The 18007-nt window shown below is 51.8% G+C and carries 14 protein-coding genes and 1 pseudogene; 7 read left to right on the top strand and 8 right to left on the bottom strand.

Annotated elements, in window-relative coordinates:
- Window positions 1-4: 4 nt before the first annotated feature.
- Window positions 5-462 (top strand): annotated as a pseudogene (locus ACUTQ5_RS03115) (alkaline phosphatase); the annotation flags it as partial.
- 32 nt (window positions 463-494) lie between these two features.
- Here ACUTQ5_RS03115 and ACUTQ5_RS03110 read toward each other — a convergent pair.
- Window positions 495-1121: a TetR family transcriptional regulator gene (locus tag ACUTQ5_RS03110; RefSeq protein WP_445650035.1), complete on the bottom strand. Its 627-nt coding sequence runs from the start codon at window positions 1119-1121 to the stop codon at window positions 495-497.
- 93 nt (window positions 1122-1214) lie between these two features.
- Between ACUTQ5_RS03110 and ACUTQ5_RS03105 the strand changes: the two genes are divergently transcribed.
- The 3 genes from ACUTQ5_RS03105 (at window position 1215) to ACUTQ5_RS03095 (ending at window position 4724) form a co-directional block, all read left to right on the top strand.
- A complete protein-coding gene (locus tag ACUTQ5_RS03105; RefSeq protein ID WP_445650034.1) occupies window positions 1215-2054 on the top strand; it encodes an NmrA family NAD(P)-binding protein in 840 nt (279 codons plus the stop codon).
- 432 nt (window positions 2055-2486) lie between these two features.
- Window positions 2487-4064 (top strand): malate dehydrogenase (quinone), encoded by a 1578-nt coding sequence (gene mqo / locus ACUTQ5_RS03100; protein ID WP_445650033.1) that lies wholly within the window; start codon window positions 2487-2489, stop codon window positions 4062-4064.
- Window positions 4065-4265: 201 nt separating this feature from the next.
- Window positions 4266-4724, top strand: a complete 459-nt coding sequence (locus tag ACUTQ5_RS03095) for a helix-turn-helix domain-containing protein (RefSeq protein ID WP_445650032.1) — start codon at window positions 4266-4268, stop codon at window positions 4722-4724.
- Window positions 4725-4946: 222 nt separating this feature from the next.
- Here the strand turns inward: ACUTQ5_RS03095 and ACUTQ5_RS03090 are convergent, their stop codons facing one another.
- The 4 genes from ACUTQ5_RS03090 to ACUTQ5_RS03075 all read right to left on the bottom strand — a co-directional run bounded on the left by ACUTQ5_RS03090 (window position 4947) and on the right by ACUTQ5_RS03075 (window position 9974).
- Window positions 4947-5990 carry a fimbrial protein gene (locus ACUTQ5_RS03090; protein WP_445650031.1) on the bottom strand — a complete coding sequence of 348 codons (1044 nt, stop codon included), beginning with the start codon at window positions 5988-5990 and terminating at the stop codon, window positions 4947-4949.
- Window positions 5987-8548, bottom strand: coding sequence for a fimbria/pilus outer membrane usher protein (locus ACUTQ5_RS03085; protein ID WP_445650030.1), 2562 nt, complete (start codon window positions 8546-8548; stop codon window positions 5987-5989). The genes ACUTQ5_RS03090 and ACUTQ5_RS03085 overlap by 4 nt, the downstream gene beginning before the upstream one ends.
- A gap of 72 nt (window positions 8549-8620) precedes the next feature.
- Complete coding sequence (locus ACUTQ5_RS03080) at window positions 8621-9349, bottom strand: fimbrial biogenesis chaperone (protein ID WP_445650029.1); 729 nt, start codon at window positions 9347-9349, stop codon at window positions 8621-8623.
- A gap of 67 nt (window positions 9350-9416) precedes the next feature.
- Window positions 9417-9974 carry a fimbrial protein gene (locus ACUTQ5_RS03075; protein WP_445650028.1) on the bottom strand — a complete coding sequence of 186 codons (558 nt, stop codon included), beginning with the start codon at window positions 9972-9974 and terminating at the stop codon, window positions 9417-9419.
- Between the two features lie 471 nt (window positions 9975-10445).
- On the opposite strand from ACUTQ5_RS03075, the gene ACUTQ5_RS03070 reads away from it, so the two are divergent.
- From ACUTQ5_RS03070 to ACUTQ5_RS03060, 3 genes are all read left to right on the top strand, one after another.
- Entirely contained in the window at window positions 10446-11162 is a 717-nt protein-coding gene (locus ACUTQ5_RS03070; protein WP_445650027.1) for an EAL domain-containing protein, read from the top strand.
- A 135-nt stretch (window positions 11163-11297) separates the two neighbouring features.
- Window positions 11298-11774 carry a helix-turn-helix transcriptional regulator gene (locus ACUTQ5_RS03065; RefSeq protein ID WP_445650026.1) on the top strand — a complete coding sequence of 159 codons (477 nt, stop codon included), beginning with the start codon at window positions 11298-11300 and terminating at the stop codon, window positions 11772-11774.
- 173 nt (window positions 11775-11947) lie between these two features.
- Window positions 11948-13570 (top strand): FMN-binding glutamate synthase family protein, encoded by a 1623-nt coding sequence (locus tag ACUTQ5_RS03060; RefSeq protein ID WP_445650025.1) that lies wholly within the window; start codon window positions 11948-11950, stop codon window positions 13568-13570.
- A gap of 93 nt (window positions 13571-13663) precedes the next feature.
- On the opposite strand, the gene betA is transcribed toward ACUTQ5_RS03060, so the two are convergent.
- The 3 genes from betA to betI form a co-directional block, all read right to left on the bottom strand.
- Window positions 13664-15331: a choline dehydrogenase gene (gene betA / locus ACUTQ5_RS03055; RefSeq protein ID WP_445650024.1), complete on the bottom strand. Its 1668-nt coding sequence runs from the start codon at window positions 15329-15331 to the stop codon at window positions 13664-13666.
- A 197-nt stretch (window positions 15332-15528) separates the two neighbouring features.
- Window positions 15529-17001 carry a betaine-aldehyde dehydrogenase gene (betB, locus tag ACUTQ5_RS03050; RefSeq protein ID WP_445650023.1) on the bottom strand — a complete coding sequence of 491 codons (1473 nt, stop codon included), beginning with the start codon at window positions 16999-17001 and terminating at the stop codon, window positions 15529-15531.
- Window positions 17002-17021: 20 nt separating this feature from the next.
- A complete protein-coding gene (gene betI / locus ACUTQ5_RS03045; RefSeq protein WP_445650022.1) occupies window positions 17022-17618 on the bottom strand; it encodes a transcriptional regulator BetI in 597 nt (198 codons plus the stop codon).
- Window positions 17619-18007 lie beyond the last annotated feature (389 nt).

Here is an 18007-nt window from a genome sequence, read left to right as displayed (position 1 = left end):
TGCGACGCTGGCGGCGATGACTGAAAAAGCCATCGACCTGCTGAAAACCAACCAGAACGGTTTCTTCCTGCAGATTGAAGGGGCGTCGATCGACAAACAGGATCATGCTGCCAACCCGTGCGGCCAATTTGGCGAGACCGTCGATCTGGATGAAGCGGTACAGAAAGCCCTGGCATTCGCCCGCGCGGATGGCAACACCCTGGTGATCGTCACCGCCGACCACGCCCACTCCAGCCAGATTACGCCGCCGACGCCAAGGCCCCAGGCCTGACGCAAACGCTGACCACCAAAGATGTCGCGCCGATGACCATCAGCTACGGTAATTCAGAGGAAGACTCACAGGGGCACACCGGCACTCAACTGCGGGTGGCTGCTTACGGCCCCCATGCCGCCAACGTCGTTGGCCTGACCGATCAGACGGATCTGTTCTCTACCCTGCGCGACGCCATGGCGTTTAAGTAAACCGATCGTCAGGCTTCGGCACCGGAGCGCCGCTAAGCGTCAGCCAGCATCTTGGCTGCCATTTGCTTATAGCTCGCGACCAGATCGCAGCCCTCTTCCGGGCCGGTACTCACCGCCAGTCGCATCGTCGCTTCCCCTAAATGCATCAACAGGAAAGCGGCATTTTCCACCGCCGCCGCGTCTGACTGCGGCCGTAACCGGCGTATCGCCGTTGCCAGCAGTGCGCCGTTCAACCGGCTTTCCGCCACTTCTTCTTCACGCAGCGTTTTGTTGGCCTGGGTCGCCGCCCAGATATCCCGCATCACCGGCTCAGCCATAAACAAGGCGTAATATTCGTCAATCAGGCAGTTAAAAGCGTCTATCAACTGCGGCAACGTCTGTACCTGAATCAAGCCTTGCTCGATGCATTCACGCGCCTCCTGGTTATAACGTTGCGCCAACACGCGCACGATAGCGGTTTTATCTGGGAAATACTGGTACAGAGCGCCAATCGAAATACCGGCATTTTGCGCCACTTCACTCATACGCATCGCGTCACTGCCCTGCTGGGCTATCAGCGCAGTTGCACAATCGAGGATCAGCTTCACCTTCTCACGGCTACGTGTCTGGCTGGGTTTACGCCGCAGGGCGGCAATATTTTTTTGCTTATCATTCATCATGCATCGTCCTTTGAACAAAAACCGCCTTGACAATAATACGAGGGTTTATCATATTTACAAAACATGAGTAACACTCATATTTGGAGCAACGCTATGAGCAGCAACGAAAAGAGTTCACCCATTCTGGTTTTAGGCGCTAGCGGAAAAACCGGTAGCCGTGTGCTAGCACGCTTGCAACAGCAGGGTATACCGGTGCGTGCCGGGCATCGTAGTGCCGCCATCCCTTTCGACTGGCAGAACAGCACCACCTGGCAACCCGTCTTGCAGGATGTGAAAAAACTTTATCTCAGCTTTCAACCCGATCTGGCAGTACCGGGCGCCACCGAAATCGTTGAACGTTTTTGCCGACAGGCGGTAACTGGCGGCGTCCAAAAAATAGTGTTGCTCAGCGGGCGCGGCGAAGACGAGGCCCGTCAGGCGGAAGAGGTGGTTGAACGCAGTGGGGCAGACTGGACGATATTGCGCGCCAGTTGGTTTATGCAAAACTTCAGCGAAAGTTTTATTCTTGATGAATTGCTTAACGGCGCAGTCTATTTGCCACCAGGCGAGATCCCAGAGCCTTTTATTGATGCGGAAGATATTGCCGATGTTGCGGTTGCTGCCCTCACCCAACCCGGCCACAGCAATACGCATTATGAATTGACCGGCCCGCGTCTGATGACCTTTGAACAGGCCATTGGCGAGATTGCCGCCGCCGCTGGGCGTGAAATCCACTATCAGCAGGTGCCGGTGGCAGATTACGTCGGATATCTGCGCGAGGCGCAACTGCCGGCAGAAATGGTCACGCTGCTGGAGTATCTGTTCAGCACCGTACTGGATGGACGCAACGCGTCATTGACCGATGATGTCCAGCGTAGCCTTGGGCGTGCACCGCGCGATTTCAGCACTTACATCGCCGACACCCTCCCCAGCGGAGTTTGGCAAGCGCGTTAACCGGTTAATGGTCGCCCCGCGCGGCGGCCATTTTCTTTTTGTTACGAGGACATTTGCAATTGTTCTATAAATATTGTGTGATAGCTGAATATCGTATAAATCCGCGGCAATTAAACCCTGTAAATATAGCGGTTATATTTAAATAGAAATAACAAATGAATTATTCCTGCCTTTAATCCGCTTTTTTTAATTACAAAAGTAGTTTTTAACAATATTGCAAACAATAATATCCCCTCAGTAACCAGAGTTGAACAATCTGTCCCCAGGCAGCCTGTAATAATCCACTTTTCGTTAAAAAAATGATTAACAAAAAGACATTATCACTGCAATCCGGTTTTGCCGGACGGGTTGATTTCACTTATTTCCAGGGTAGCTCCCGATAAATTCTTTCACCTGCAATGAGTAGAATTTACACACAAGAGATTTGAATTAATGAGAAAATTACTCGTCCTAATTTTCTGTCTGAACCTATTTGGCGTCACGCAACAGGCAACAGCAGAAGAGAATAAGACCGTTGATGTGGTTCTGATCGGCGGCGGCATCATGAGCGCCACTTTGGGGACTTACCTGCATGAGCTGGAGCCAAACTGGTCCATCGACATGTATGAACGCATGAATGGCGTAGCGGAAGAAAGCTCCAACGGCTGGAATAACGCCGGTACCGGCCACTCAGCCTTCGCTGAAATGAACTACACCCCAGAAAAAAAAGACGGCAGCATTGATATCAGCAAAGCCGTGGTGGTGAACGAGGCTTTTGAAATCTCTCGTCAATTCTGGTCTTATCAGGTTAAAAATAACGTCCTGAAAGATCCAAAATCCTTTATCAACAGCGTGCCGCACATGAGCTTTGTCTGGGGTGACGATAACGTCAACTTCCTGCGCAAACGCTATGCGGCGCTGCAGCACAGCACCCTGTTCCGTGGTATGGAGTACTCAGAGGACGTCAACCAGATTAAACAGTGGGCACCGCTGGTCATGGACGGTCGCAATCCTAAGCAAAAAATTGCCGCCACCCGCATGCCGCTGGGCACTGACGTTAACTTTGGCGTGATCACCCACCAACTGGTGGATACGCTGACCAAAAATCCAAACTTCAAGCTGAACCTCAGCCATGAAGTGCGCGATATCAAACGCAACGACGACAATACCTGGCGCGTAACCGTGGCCGATCTGAACCGTGACGGCAAAGAAACCACCGTTAACGCCAAGTTCGTGTTTATCGGCGCGGGCGGTGCTTCCCTGACGCTGCTGCAAAAAACCGGCATTCCTGAAGCCGAAGGTTACGGCGCCTTCCCGGTCGGCGGTCAGTTCCTGGTGACCACCAACCCGGAAATTGCCAACCAGCATCTGGCCAAGGTTTATGGCCTGGCCAGCGTAGGTTCGCCACCAATGTCGGTTCCGCACCTGGATACCCGTATGCTTGATGGCAAACGCGTCCTGCTGTTCGGGCCGTTCGCCACCTTCTCCGGCAAGTTCCTGAAAAACGGTTCACTGTTCGATCTGCTGCATTCTCTGAGCACTTCCAACCTAATGCCAATGACTCACGTCGGTCTGGATAACTTCGACCTGGTGAAATACCTGGTGGGTCAGTTGATGATGAACGACGACGACCGCTTCGCCGCGCTGAAAGAGTATTTCCCTGAGGCCAAACAGGCTGACTGGAAGCTGTGGACTGCTGGCCAACGCGTGCAAATCATCAAGAAAGACGATGAAAAAGGTGGCCTGTTGCAGTTCGGTACCGAAGTGGTCAGCGCTAAGGATGGCAGCATTGCCGCCCTGCTGGGTGCATCACCGGGCGCATCTACTGCGGCACCGATCATGCTGCACCTGATGGAAACCGTGTTCAAAGATAAAGTGGCGACGCCGGAATGGCAGAGCAAGCTGAAAGAGATCATTCCGTCCTACGGCCACAAGCTGAACGGCAATATTGAAATGACCAACAAGATCCGTGGCTACACCAGCAGCGTGTTGCAGTTGGACTACATCGAAGTGAAGCCGGAAACTAACTGATAGCCGTTTCCCTACTCGCTTTAAGGCCGCCTCGTGCGGCCTTTTTCATTTTTCCGCGACGGCAAGAGCACTTTTAGCACCCTTTAGCACCCTAGTTAACACTTGCTTAACCCTGTGCTGCGGCTTATTATCAAAGAATAATCTTGGATAATTACTCTTACCTACACTGACCTGAATGTCGTACTGCGGGAGAACTCAAACATGGATCGCGTCAATATCATTCACGATTTGCTGGACTGGATTGAAAATCATCTGGATCAACCCTTGCTGTTAGACAACGTAGCGGCGAAGTCAGGCTACTCCAAATGGCATCTGCAAAGGATGTTCCGCAGCACCACTGGCCACGCACTGGGCAGCTATATCCGCGAGCGTCGTCTTTCGCAGGCGGCACAGGCGTTACGTTCAAGCCCTCGTTCTATTCTCGACATCGCCCTGCAGTTCCGCTTTGATTCCCAACCGTCATTTTCGCGCGCATTTAAAAAACAGTTCGGCAAAACGCCGGCGGTGTATCGCCGTACTACACGCTGGGATGTCGCAGAAATGCGCCCACAGGTTATCGAACCGCTGAGCGGCCATCGCCACGAGTCGCCGGGGGTGCATCTGTGGTATGCAGATAAGTGTCTGGACGGGGTCTACACCAACTGGGTTGGTCAGCACTGAGAGAAACAAAAAGCCAATGGGCTAATCCATTGGCTTTCAGACTGATGACAAACCTCATTCCTGCCCAGAGCGAGTAGAGGCCGATAAATAAAAATCAGGAAAATCAATTTATTGATTTTCGGCCGATCACCACAAAGCAGGAAAAACCACGCTTTTTCCTGCTTTGTCAGCAACCTAAAAGCCAATGGGCTAATCCATTGGCTTTTTTTAATACCGGCAAACTTAGTTGTATTCGATGGTAAAAACGGCGGTCGACGTTATATTACCGCCTTTAATCGTCGAGCCAGTACGATAATAACGCGCCTTTAGAGGCAGGGTTAATGTATTGGCTTGATTAGGGATAGTACGTCCGGCATTGACCGCATCACCCTTCTTAATCGGCTGTGTGGTATTGCCGGCCAGCAGCTGTATGGCAACGCCAGATGCTGTGTTGGCACCGGCCTCTGATTTGATCACGCCCGGCGCATTCGAAGGATCCTGTGTGTAATCGAAACGCACATTCACAATTCCCTGCCCAGCACTCCCAGGCAACAGATTCTCACCCACGCCACCTACGCAATTGATATTAATATCAAAAGCCTTCTCACCCTGAGTTGAACCAACACCACCAAAAGAAGCTGCCGTGACAGAATCCAGAGGAACAACCTTGTTTTTGGAACCGCTGTCGACATTACAGGTTGAAGTCACGATTGTCAGACTATTGGCGTCGACAATCGATTGCAGCAATGGCAATCCTGGGCCGCTACCATCCATATAATAATTGGTATAAAGCCCAGTGGTCAGTTGGCCGGTGCCGGTCTGCGCAGCAGTTTTAACAATATCGATCTTGAAATAACCGCCGTTAAGGTTAACATTATTATTAGGAGTATTGGGAAATCTCAGATCATGCGGGTAGAAGTTACTGACAGAACCTGCTTCACGGTACAAACGGATACCGATCCCCGGAATATTGGTGCTCCACACATTGGTAAAACTGGTAGAGCTGCCTTGCATAATCCTACCCATCGCGATGCCGCCTCTTGAACAACTGGCGATATTAATAACCGGATTGATCGGGAACTGACCGGTGGCCAGGGTATCACCGACCTGACGGCCAGGTGTTACCAACACACGCCCAAGCCTCATATTGATCACCTGAGCCTGGTAACCAGACCTAACGAAACAGGCGGCATATGCGCTTTGACTGCCAACCAACATCAGCCCGAACAGCATCAGGTATTTCGCTGACCTTTTATGCAGCGATGGAACCCACGTTAATTTTATCATTTGCAACTCGCTTCAATAATTTCGTAGTCAGTATTATTGTTCTGCGCTTTGGCACTGTAGCTGACTGAACACTGTTGCGTTGGCTGCGTGCCCCACTTAACCTGCAACAAACCTTTGCGCGCTTCGGTACGCATGTAAATACGGCTGCCCTGACCGACAATGCCGACAACCTGATTGCGGGTGTCCAGAACTTCGGCACCAAAGGGTAACGCATTGCCATCAGGACCGCGGGCATGAATGATCATTGCCTGCCCTTTGGTGGTCTTAAATTCCAGTCGGGTAATAGCTCCAGCATAAGGAGCAACCTGCTGGCTGCTGCTCTCCAGCTCCACGTCGCGCGACATGCCGCCCGGATCGAGCGTGACGTTAGTCATACGGTATGGCGCCACATAAGGGACTACTGCATAACCGTTATCGTCGATACGCACCCCCGGTGAATTGGTCACAATAGCGCCAGCGGCGTCTGGTGCTTCTACCAGAACCATGGTCTGACCGCGCTGTGGCGTCATGGTAACGCCGCCACTGTGGGCGACTATGCTACCCGAGGCTCCAACCGACGACTGACGATAATCTTTGCCGTAGCTGTAAGAGCCGTTAAGCGTCGAGAACCGGCTACGATATTCACCGCTCACGCTGCTATTGGTACCGCCGTATTGATCGTTGGCCAGCGTTGCACTGTAGCTAATGTTGTTGTCTTCACCGGTAGAACCGTTAATACCCAGGCGGCTACTGTCATAACCGTTATCGGTATAGCCCAATGAGCTGTTCAGGCTCAGGGTTTGTGAACCTACGCTGAACGGAATCGACATGGTCAGGTAATAACGAGTTTCATCACGGTTATACATATCCGAGGTGCGAATGGCGGAAAGACCGTAAGTAACACGCCCATAATAGTTGTTATAACCCACCTGGTACTGCTTGGTGTTGCCGCCGCGGTTCCAGTAATCACGCACCGAGCCAGTGATGTACATGGAACCATAGTTGTCGCCCAGCCCCTGGTTTAGAGTCAGTTTGTATTCACTGCGCTGACGGTTAACCGCATCTGCACTCAAACCTTTTCGTTCGTTGTCACGTGAGAACACGGCATCGCGCAAGGAGAGATAACCCGAAGTCGAATAGCGATAAGCAGCAATCGTGAAGTTGGTGTTGGTTTCCGTCATCAACTTACTGTAACTGAGCTTATAACTTTGACCTGATTGGTCACCTTGCTTCAGACGAGTGTTGGACTGAGTCACATCCAGAGCAAAGGCACCGACCGGCGTTGCCACCGCACTTCCCAGTAAGACCGCACCATAACCATCGCTGGCGATCGCACCGGTGTAACCGGTAATAATATTGGTAAACCCGCGCTGATAAGTCGCCTGGAACATGTCGGGTTCCTTGCTCAAATTATCATCGCGCACTCGGCCTGCGGTCATGGCATAACGCTGAATACCTGGGCGAAGCATCTGCGCCACGGATGCGTAAGGCACGCTAAACTGGCGCTTGCTACCATCGGCTTCGTTAACGGTAACATTCAGATCGCCGCCGTAACCGGTAGGGTACAGATCGTTAATGACGAACTCGCCCGGGGCAACGGTAGTTTGATAAATCAGCTGGTTATTCTGGCGAATTTCTACCAGGGCATTGCTTTGAGCCACGCCGCGAACGACTGGCGCATAGCCAGTGAGAGAATCCGGCAACATGCGGTCATCCGTAGCGATTTGCACACCACGAAAACCAATCGACTCAAAGAAGTCGCCACTGGTGTAACTGTCGCCCAACGTAAGCATGCCACGCACCCCCGGAATGGCCCGTTGCGCGTAGGTGGCAGTGTTTTGCCAGTGGGTACTTTCGTTGGAACGCCAGTTAACGTTTGAATCATGACGCAACTGCCAGCCAGCTACGTTTAACCCTGCATTCAACGTCAGGTAAGCATTGGTTGAGTCAGAATTGCTGCCGTTAGCAGAGCTGCGGGTATTGAAAGCGTTAAAATTATACGACAGGCTGCCGGCGGTAATGCCGCGATCCCAGAATTTTGGATCGACATAGCCACGGGCACTACGGCGCAAGGCCGCCTGCGGGATACTGATATCCATACGTAACGAACTGGTATCAAGGCGGTAATAAGCTTCTGGTACCCACTGAGACAAACTTTTACAAGTGTCGGTATTAATAGAAGGATCGCTGCTCATCGCGGCGGTATCAACACCAAACTCATCCAACGACAACAGGCTAAAACAGGTATCTGCACTGTTTTTTCCCGGCACGTTCTTAAAGTCGATACTTTTTTTGCCTTTCCATTCACCATTCACATAAATATCGAGTGAATATTTACCCGCCAGAATAGGGTTGCCATCACGGAAACGCGAAAGATCGACGCCCTGTGCATCCCCGATTAAGAAATTACTGTTGAAGGAAGCTTCAACAGGCGCGGCCGGTTTCTTGTTGTCGGCGGCCGTTTCCGCCCAGACAAAACCGGAGGAAACCAGGCAGAGTGCGCTACCGGATACCAATAAAATTGATTTGCAGTTAAATAGCGCCAATTTAATAGCTGCAGAGATAGGTAACTCTTTCATATAAAGCATTCCTTTACCAAATTAAGCTCCCCCTATCCGCAAACTCTGGGGTAAGAGGCTCTCTTCCAAGAGCTACTTTTGCTTATTCTTAGTGCGGGACACGCGTCCGCCAAAATCGTTAATGGTGGTAAATGCAACGTCGGCAATACGTGAGCTGTCACCGGAGAACGACAGGGTTTTTTCCTGGCCTGGGGCCAGCATGTCGCCATGGGGTGCCAACGGTACTTTCTTCTGGTTGACGACGGCATCGATTTCGGTAAACGACACGTAATAAGGCGTTGGGTTTTTCACGCTGACGCCGGCGCTGCTAAAGCGCCACTGCAATTTTTCTGGGGCATCGTTCGCTTCGCCAGTCAGGCCGGCCGGACGATACAGCAGTTTGACGCGGGTGCGGAAAGCCACCTGGAGAAAGTTCTCAGGCGTGGTACTGTTTGCCCCGGTCGGTGCAGGAGGGATCTCCAATACGTTCAACCAGAACAGGGATTCTTTATCTTGAGCCAATGCAGAAGTGGTCAGTGATACACGCAGTGCCTGACCTGTAGCTGGTTCAACACGGCTGATTGGTGGAGAAACGATAAATGGCGCCTTGCTGTTTTCAGGCGTGGTTTTCGCATCGCCTTCGTCAATCCAGGATTGGATTAATGCCGGTGAAGCTCCATTATTTGATAATTGGACGGTAACTTCCCGTTGTTTTCCCGGATAAATAATACGCGTACCGTTAATGATGACACTGGAAAAAACGCTGCTGCTAAATAGCGCGGCGATCAACAATACACTGTATTTTTTAAATGAATTTTTCATTATTTTATCACTACGGTAGGGAAAAACGGCGGGAGGAATTAACCACCCGCCAGAATAAGAATATTACTTATTGGTAAATGATGGTGTATTGCACGCTAGAAGTAACATCACCAGCACCTGCTGCGCTAGTCGCGAAATACTCTGCATAGTAGTTCAGGTTAGCAGAGCCAGCGTCGTTAGCAACAGTAACCCACTGGGAGTTCTGCTGTGCGCCATTAGCACCAGCTGCCAGGATAGGCAGGAATTGGTTGTTGCTACCCAGCAGTTGAATCTGCACGTTAGTTGCCGCGTCAGTCCGTGCCTGGTTATTCAGACGGCCAGAGTTGAAATCAACAGTTGCACCTGGTTCAAAATAAGTCGCTACCTGGCCTCTAGAACATTGGGTCAGGTTGATCGCAAATGGAGTACGGCCAGCAGTTGAATTCTGAGTTGCCAGAGTAGAAGCAGAAACAGTTGGCAGAGTTACGGTGAAATCTTTACCGCCTGGGGTGCTGATAGTACAAGTTTGATCGGTCACTTTACCGTTGAAAGTAATAGTACCGTCCGCAGCTTGTGCAGCGAAAGAAGAAATACCCACGGTGCTTACAGCCAATGCTAATACAGCAGAAAGTTTAGAGATTTTCATATTTAGACTCTCGATGAATTAATACAACCATTAAGTACATTCAGCGATGCAACTCCTTGTCAGGAATGAAGCCCGATGAATCCATTACCCGCCGAAATATAGACTAAGCGTATTCTTATTGTTAAATCGTTTAAAACATTCATAACATCCCTCTTGATAGGAATAAACTATCAACAAATACCTATCGATCGATGTTGACGATTCAATCGAATAGGAATAATCTGTGTTTGGGAAATTCATGCAGTTGGATGTTTTACCCTAAGACCTGATTAGCAGCATATTATTCTAAATACTTACGATTTGTTACTTTTTTAGTGGTTTGGACTTGGCAACAAATTGCGCGTTTAACTGCCTGTAAGCGGCATTGCTCATCCTGACTACATTAAATAAGAATCTTACCCAAAAATAGACATATTTAATTTTATTTTCGTTATAAAACATATGGTTGTATATCAATCGAGGGATTGAGGAATGCACAGTTCTTTTAGAGAGAAAAATAACGGGATTAATTATGTTTTCCAGCCAATGTTCGCAAAGTCCGGACAATTGCTGGCCGTTGAGTGCCTGTCACGATTCAATTTTAATAGTGGATATGCACATTTCTCTCCTGAACAGTTCTTTCGATCTGCCGATAGCGCCACCCGTATTGAGATTCTGTTAGAGCAGGTCAGTCTGATAGAAAAATATAATCACTGGTTTCGTGATAATCAGGTTATAGCCACATTAAATGTGGATGATCATTCTCTGAGGTCTTTATCTAATAGCCATTTTGCAGAAAGAATTAGTGCTACTCGCTGTATTCATTTTGAAATCAGCGAGAACTCAACCCGATTGGTAAAGGATCGTGTCCACGGCGATCCCTCTCTCAAGAGTTATTCATTTTGGCTTGATGATTTTGGTTCTGGCTATGCGGGCTTTTCCGCATTGTATAACAGCCAATTTCGCTTCGTTAAATTGGACCGTTTTTTACTATGGAACTTTATGAAAAAGTCCGGCGGTGAAGGTTTAATGCGCGCTTTATTGCGCTTTTTTCACCTTAATAATTATAAGGTGATTATCGAAGGAGTAGAAACTCCCGAACATAAAAAATGGCTGGACGAAATGCCATATTACGCACTGCAGGGAAAGCTGTGGAAGGAATCCGACATCAAGGATTTGAACTCGCTTCTTACAGCTGAATACTTTTAACTCATTATGGGTATTTACCATTATGTCTAAAACAATGTCCTTGTTATTAGTGAGTGTAAGTACAGCTATGTCGGCCTTTCGGTATTACTGAAAAAACATTACGGCAAGTACGATATCAGACTGTTTTCGGATTTTATGCACGGTGGCGCTAAGGCGGAGAAAATAATCAAGCACGACATCGCGCTGATCTTCACCTCCCAGAATCTGGAACAAAGCGTCAACGTCATTGAAAGCCTGGTGTCTTTGCATCAGCAATACAACTCGAAAACACGCCTGCTGGTGTTTTATGACGATGAGCGCGTAGTGAAACTGTTGTCGATTCTGGGCATTTCCGTTGAGCTGGTCTCTACCCGCATCCCACTTTATTCACTGCAGGAAAAAATACAAACCCTGTTGGAAAGCAAAGAGCCCGGCGGGATAAAAATGCAGAAAACCCGGGAACTCAGCCCAGCGGAAAGTGACGTTATTTTCAATCTGCTGCGCGGTGACAGCCTGCTGCACATTGCCCAAAAGCGCGGCACTCACCCCAAAACCATTTTCTCGCAGAAGTACAGCGCGATGAAGAAACTGCGTTTGCGCAGCATGAGTACCATCTTCGTCGCCGGTAAATAACCTTTCAGGCCGCCGCCCGGCGGCCTGCCCCTCTCCGCTCACGTTAAATTAATGCAACAAGTGGAAACAAAGCAGAAACAGTCACACAACACTCCTGTTCATTGGTTAAGATCCCGCCACGGAATTTTCCCGTAAGTCATGTCGTCTGGATTAAAAAAACATCAGGAGATGTTATGAAGTCATCCTTATTCAGCCGTTATACCTGCTTTGTGTTGAGTCTCTTGTTGACGCTGACATCATTGGCACTGTTGCCACACCGACCCTGGTTTTGGCTGCCGGCGATCATTTTTGGAGGGTTGAGCGTACTGGGGATTTGCGATTTGACCCAACAACGCCACGCCATCTGCCGTAACTATCCGATCATTGGCCGCCTGCGCTTCTTCTTCGAATTTATCCGCCCGGAAATACGCCAGTATTTATTGGAAGAAGATAACGCACAGATCCCATTCTCCCGTACCCAACGCACGCTGGTCTATCGACGCGCTAAAAACGAGATGGGTGACAAACCATTCGGCACCCAATTGGACGTGTATCAAACCGGCTATGAATGCATCGGCCACTCCATGTGCCCGGTAGCGGTATCCGATCCGACCAGCTTTCGCGTGGCGATCGGCGGCCCCGGCTGCAGCCAGCCCTACTCCGCTTCTATCTTCAATATCTCAGCCATGAGTTTCGGTGCGCTGTCGGCCAATGCCATTCGTGCCCTCAATCTGGGCGCGGCCAAGGGTAATTTCTATCATGACACCGGTGAAGGCAGTATCAGCCGCTATCACCGTGAGAACGGCGGAGATCTGGTGTGGGAATTGGGTAGCGGCTATTTCGGTTGCCGCACCAGCGATGGCCATTTTGATCCACAGCGCTTTGCCGAGCAGGCTAAAAACCCACAGGTCAAAATGATTGAAATCAAACTCAGTCAGGGCGCCAAGCCGGGTCATGGTGGTATTCTGCCGGCGAAAAAAGTGGATGCAGAAATTGCCGCGACGCGCGGTGTACCAGAAGGGATCGACTGTATTTCACCGGCCTCACACAGCGCCTTTAGCACCCCAGTAGAAATGATGCACTTCATCGAGCAACTGCGCGAGCTGTCTGGCGGCAAACCCGTGGGCTTCAAGCTGTGTATCGGCCACCCCTGGGAGTTTGTCGCCATCGCCAAGGCCATGTTGCAGACTCAAATATTGCCGGACTTTATCGTGGTGGACGGCAAAGAAGGCGGCACCGGGGCGGCTCCGCTGGAGTTGTCCAACTATATGGGCATGCCCCTGCGCGAAGGGCTGTTGTTCGTGCATAACACGCTGGTTGGCTGTGGATTGCGTGACCAAATCAAAATCGGTGCCAGCGGCAAGATTATCAGCGCCTTCGACATCGCCAGCGTATTGGTACTGGGCGCCGATTGGGTGAATTCAGCGCGCGGCTTTATGTTCGCTGTAGGCTGCATTCAATCGCAAAGTTGCCACACCAACCACTGCCCGACCGGCGTCGCCACCCAGGATCCGCTACGGCAGAAAGCACTGGTGGTGCCAAATAAGGCGGAGCGCGTTTACCATTTTCACCAGAACACGGTAAAAGCGCTGGCGGAAATGTTGGCGGCAGCCGGGGTCAGCCGTCCGGAGCAGCTGACTTCACACCATATGCTGCGCCGTATTACCTCAACGGAAATCAAAGTCTATGCCAATATCTATTACTACCTGAAACCTGGGGCACTGTTGCAAAAAGAGATTGAAAGCGATTTCTATGCGCGTATGTGGCGTATGGCGACACCAAACAGTTTCGATCAGGCGATCTCCCTGCCGGTTTAAGCGGTGGATTGTCCCCTCGCTTCAGGGAAGGACTTTGGAGAGGGGGTGCTTGCTACAGCAGCCCTCCCCCTTAGCGACAAGAGGACATGTTGGTTACTGTTTACGCGCCGGGGCGTCAGCGGCCACATAGTATTCGGCAGTGCTGCGCGGAAGCGGTGGACGCTGGCGGATACGGTCGGCGATTTTCTCGGCGATCATGATGGTGGTGGCATTCAGATTACCGGTAATGATCAACGGCATAATTGACGCATCCACCACCCGCAGCCCTTCCATGCCATGCACCCGGCCCTGACCATCCACTACTGCCATTTCATCTTCGCCCATTTTGCATGAGCAGGAAGGATGGAAAGCGGTTTCGGCATGCTCACGCACAAACGCGTCCAACTGTTCGTCAGTCTGCACTTCCGGCCCCGGGCTGATTTCGCGACCACGGTACTCATCGAGCGCCGGCTGCGCCATGATTTCACGCGTGATACGGATAGCATCGCGGAACTCCTGCCAGTCCTGCTCAGTCGCCATATAGTTGAACAAGATGCTCGGATGCTGACGCGGATCTTTGGATTTGACCTGCACCCGGCCGCGGCTCGGGGAGCGCATCGAACCGACATGTGCCTGGAAACCATGCTCTTTCACCGCATTACTGCCGTTGTAGTTAATCGCCACCGGCAGGAAATGATACTGAATGTTCGGCCAGGCAAACTCTTCACGGCTGCGGATAAAACCACCGGCTTCAAACTGGTTACTTGCACCAATACCGCTGCCATTGAACAGCCACTCCGCACCGATTTTCGGCTGGTTAAACCATTGCAACGCCGGGTACAGAGACACCGGTTTTTTACAGGCGTACTGCAGGTACATTTCCAGATGGTCTTGCAGGTTCTCACCCACACCCGGCAGTTCATGCACCAAATCAATATCCAGCCGGTTCAGCAAGTCGGCCGGCCCCACGCCGGATCGCTGTAGGATCTGTGGCGAGGCGATCGCCCCGGCGCACAACAGCACTTCCCGACGCGCACGAGCACTGGTGATTTCCTTTGCTTCCCCCTGCAAGTAGTCAACGCCCACGGCACGTTTACCCTCGAAACGGATGCGGTCGGTCAGTGCATGGGTCACAATCTTCAAATTAGGGCGAGAACGCGCCTGATCGAGATAACCGCGAGCGGTACTGGCACGACGGCCTTTCGGCGTGACGGTGCGATCCATCGGGCCAAAGCCTTCCTGCTGGTAGCCGTTCAGATCCTCGGTGCGCGGGTAGCCCGCCTGAACGCCAGCCTCCACCATCGCGTGGAATAATTCGTTGTTACCGGCTTTCGGCGTGGTAACGCTGACCGGGCCATCGCCGCCGTGAAAATCGTTCGGCCCGATATCGCGGGTTTCCGCCTTGCGGAAATACGGCAGGCAGTCCAGGTAGCTCCAGTCTTCCAGACCCGGTGCCTTCGCCCAGTTATCGAAATCCATCGCGTTGCCGCGGATGTAGCACATGCCGTTTATCAGCGACGAACCGCCCAGTCCTTTACCACGGCCACATTCCATGCGGCGATTGTTCATGTTCGGCTCAGGGTCGGTTTCATAGGCCCAGTTGTAACGGCGGCCCTGCAGCGGGAAGGCCAACGCCGCCGGCATCTGAGTGCGAAAATCCATCCGATAGTCCGGGCCGCCAGCTTCCAGCAGCAGCACGCTGACGTCAGCGTCTTCGGTTAAACGGGTGGCTAATACGTTACCGGCCGAGCCGGCCCCGATGATAATGTAATCGTATTCCATCGATATCTCCTTATCCCCTTCGTCTTTCAAGCCACAGCGTTGTTGGCTGCATGCGCTCACCCCAGTCACTTACTTAAGTAAGCTCCTGGGGACTCCCGCACTTGCCGCCTAGCTGTGACTTGAAATCCATTGGGTATATATTTTTATGATTAATAGCTTAGGATGCCCGGACAAGCATTTAATCGATAATGGGGTGTTTAAAAGATGGAAATATATTCACCCAGCTCGACCTGAATCGACTTAATTTGGGTGTAGTGTTCCAGCGTACCGAGGCCATTTTCGCGGCCGACGCCGGACTGTTTGTAACCTCCGACCGGCATTTCTGCCGCCGATTCACCCCAGGTATTAATCCAGCAAATGCCGGCTTCCAGTCGATGAATAACCCGGTGGGCACGCGTCAGATCATTAGTGACCACTCCGGCGGCCAGACCAAAGGTGGTATCGTTGGCACGGCGCACCACTTCTTCTTCACTTTGATAGCTGAGGATGCTCATCACCGGCCCGAAGATCTCTTCACGCACAATTTCCATCTCGTCACGGCAATCGGTAAACACCGTCGGCGCCACATAAGCGCCCTTGGCAAATTCACCTTCAGTGACACGCTCGCCACCGCACAGCAGACGCGCACCGCTGTTCTTGCCGCTTTCGATAAAGCGCAGCACCGATTCCATATGCGCAAAGCTGACCAGCGGGCCAAAGTTGGTTTGCGGGTCGCTAGGGTCTCCCAGACGGATGCGTTTTACACGCTCGAGGATTTTGGCTTCAAATTGTGACTGCAACGCTGCGGGAACAAATACGCGCGTGCCGTTGGTACACACCTGGCCGGAGCTGTAGAAGTTGGCCATCATGGCGATATCAGCGGCGCGATCCAAATCGGCGTCGTCAAAGATAATCAGCGGCGATTTCCCACCCAGTTCCATGGTGACTTCTTTCAGCGTCGAGCCGGAGGCGTTAGCCATCACTTTCTTGCCGGTTTTCACCCCACCAGTGAACGACACCTTGGCGATGCCAGGGTGATCGGTCAGGTACTGGCCCACTTCTGCGCCGCTGCCGGTGACCACGTTGAATACGCCATCCGGCAGACCAGCCTCAGTGTAGATCTCCGCCAGCTTCAGCGCAGTCAAAGACGTCACTTCACTGGGTTTGAAGATCATGGCGTTGCCTGCCGCCAGTGCGGGGGCAGACTTCCATAAGGCGATTTGGATCGGGTAGTTCCAGGCACCGATACCGGCCACCACACCCAGGGGTTCGCGGCGGGTATAAACAAAGGAGCTATCGCGCAGCGGGATCTGCTGCCCCTCGATGGATGGGATCAGGCCAGCGTAATACTCCAGCACATCAGCACCGGTGACAATATCTACTGCAGTGGTTTCCGACATCGCCTTGCCGGTATCCAGCGTTTCCAGCGCGGCCAGTTCGTCGTTACGTTCGCGCAGGATATCCACCGCACGACGCAAAATGCGAGAACGCGCCATCGCCGTCATCGCCGCCCACACCTTTTGTCCGCTGGCTGCGCTGGCCACCGCACGGTTGACGTCTTCAGCGCTGGCGGACTGGATTTCGGCAAGCACTTCGCCGTTTGCCGGGTTCACTGCGTTGAAGGTTTTTCCATCGGTACTGTCTACATAGGCGCCATTGATATAGAGCTTCTGTAAGCCAAAACGGGGCATAGGTTCTCCTTGGGTTATCCTCAGGGTGGCGTGTGCCCCCGGAGTTGAAACGTAATGTAATCGGTAGTGAGCGCTAGCGCCTGCGCCTGATTAAATGCCGCACCGCGCAACGCGCTACGCAACCACAGGCCGTCGATCAACGCCGCCAGCCCTTTGGCCGCCAGCCGTGCCTGCGCCTGCGGCAGTACCCGGCTAAATTCGGCGCACAGGTTGGAATACAGACGACGACCATTCACCTGCTGCAGCCGGTTCAACTGCGGCTGATGCAGACTGCTGGCCCAAAAGGCCAGCCAGGTTTTCATCGCCGCGCTGTTGATCTGGCTGTCGTCGAAGTTGCCGGCGACAATCGCCTGCAGCCGCGATGCCGGGCTGTGGTTGCTCAGCGCCAGCAGCCTTATCTTCACCGCTTCGCCCAGATGACTAATCAAATAGCGCATCGTGGCTTCCAGCAGACCGTTCTTGTCCTTGAAATAGTGGCTGATGATGCCGTTGGAAACTCCCGCCCGCCGCGCTATCTGCGCAATGGTGGCATCATGCATTCCAACTTCATTGACTGCGGCCAGCGTGGCATCTATCAACTGCTGCCTTCTGATCGGCTGCATTCCTACCTTTGGCATAATTCGACTCTCACAAAACCGACTTCGGCCTCGTCTCAGCGGCGGGATTTCACCGTCTTTCCGCCTGCTGAACTTGGTCTTCATGACAACTATTAAACTTTTTTTTGATTGAACGTTCAATAAAAATTGCATATATTTTATTACCGCTTGGTTACAAATATGTACTTTTCGGTTGTGGAACTGGCTGATTTTTGTGAGGTATTTAACGAATCTGACCAAAATCAGTGTCTGTAAGCGGTTCCCACCACGAAACGATTTTCCGTTTCGTTAACAAGCAAAGCGGCAATCTTTGGCAAGCAGAATGGCGATTGCCGCGGCGTTTTTATCCGCACGGTTTCCGGGCGACACCTGCGTGTCGTTCAGGCTGGTATGTGGGCACGATTTTACTC

It is taken from the genome of Serratia sp. NA_112.1 (assembly GCF_052691715.1).
Note: the sequence above shows the minus strand (reverse complement) of the source record. Positions and strands in the feature narration are given on the sequence as shown.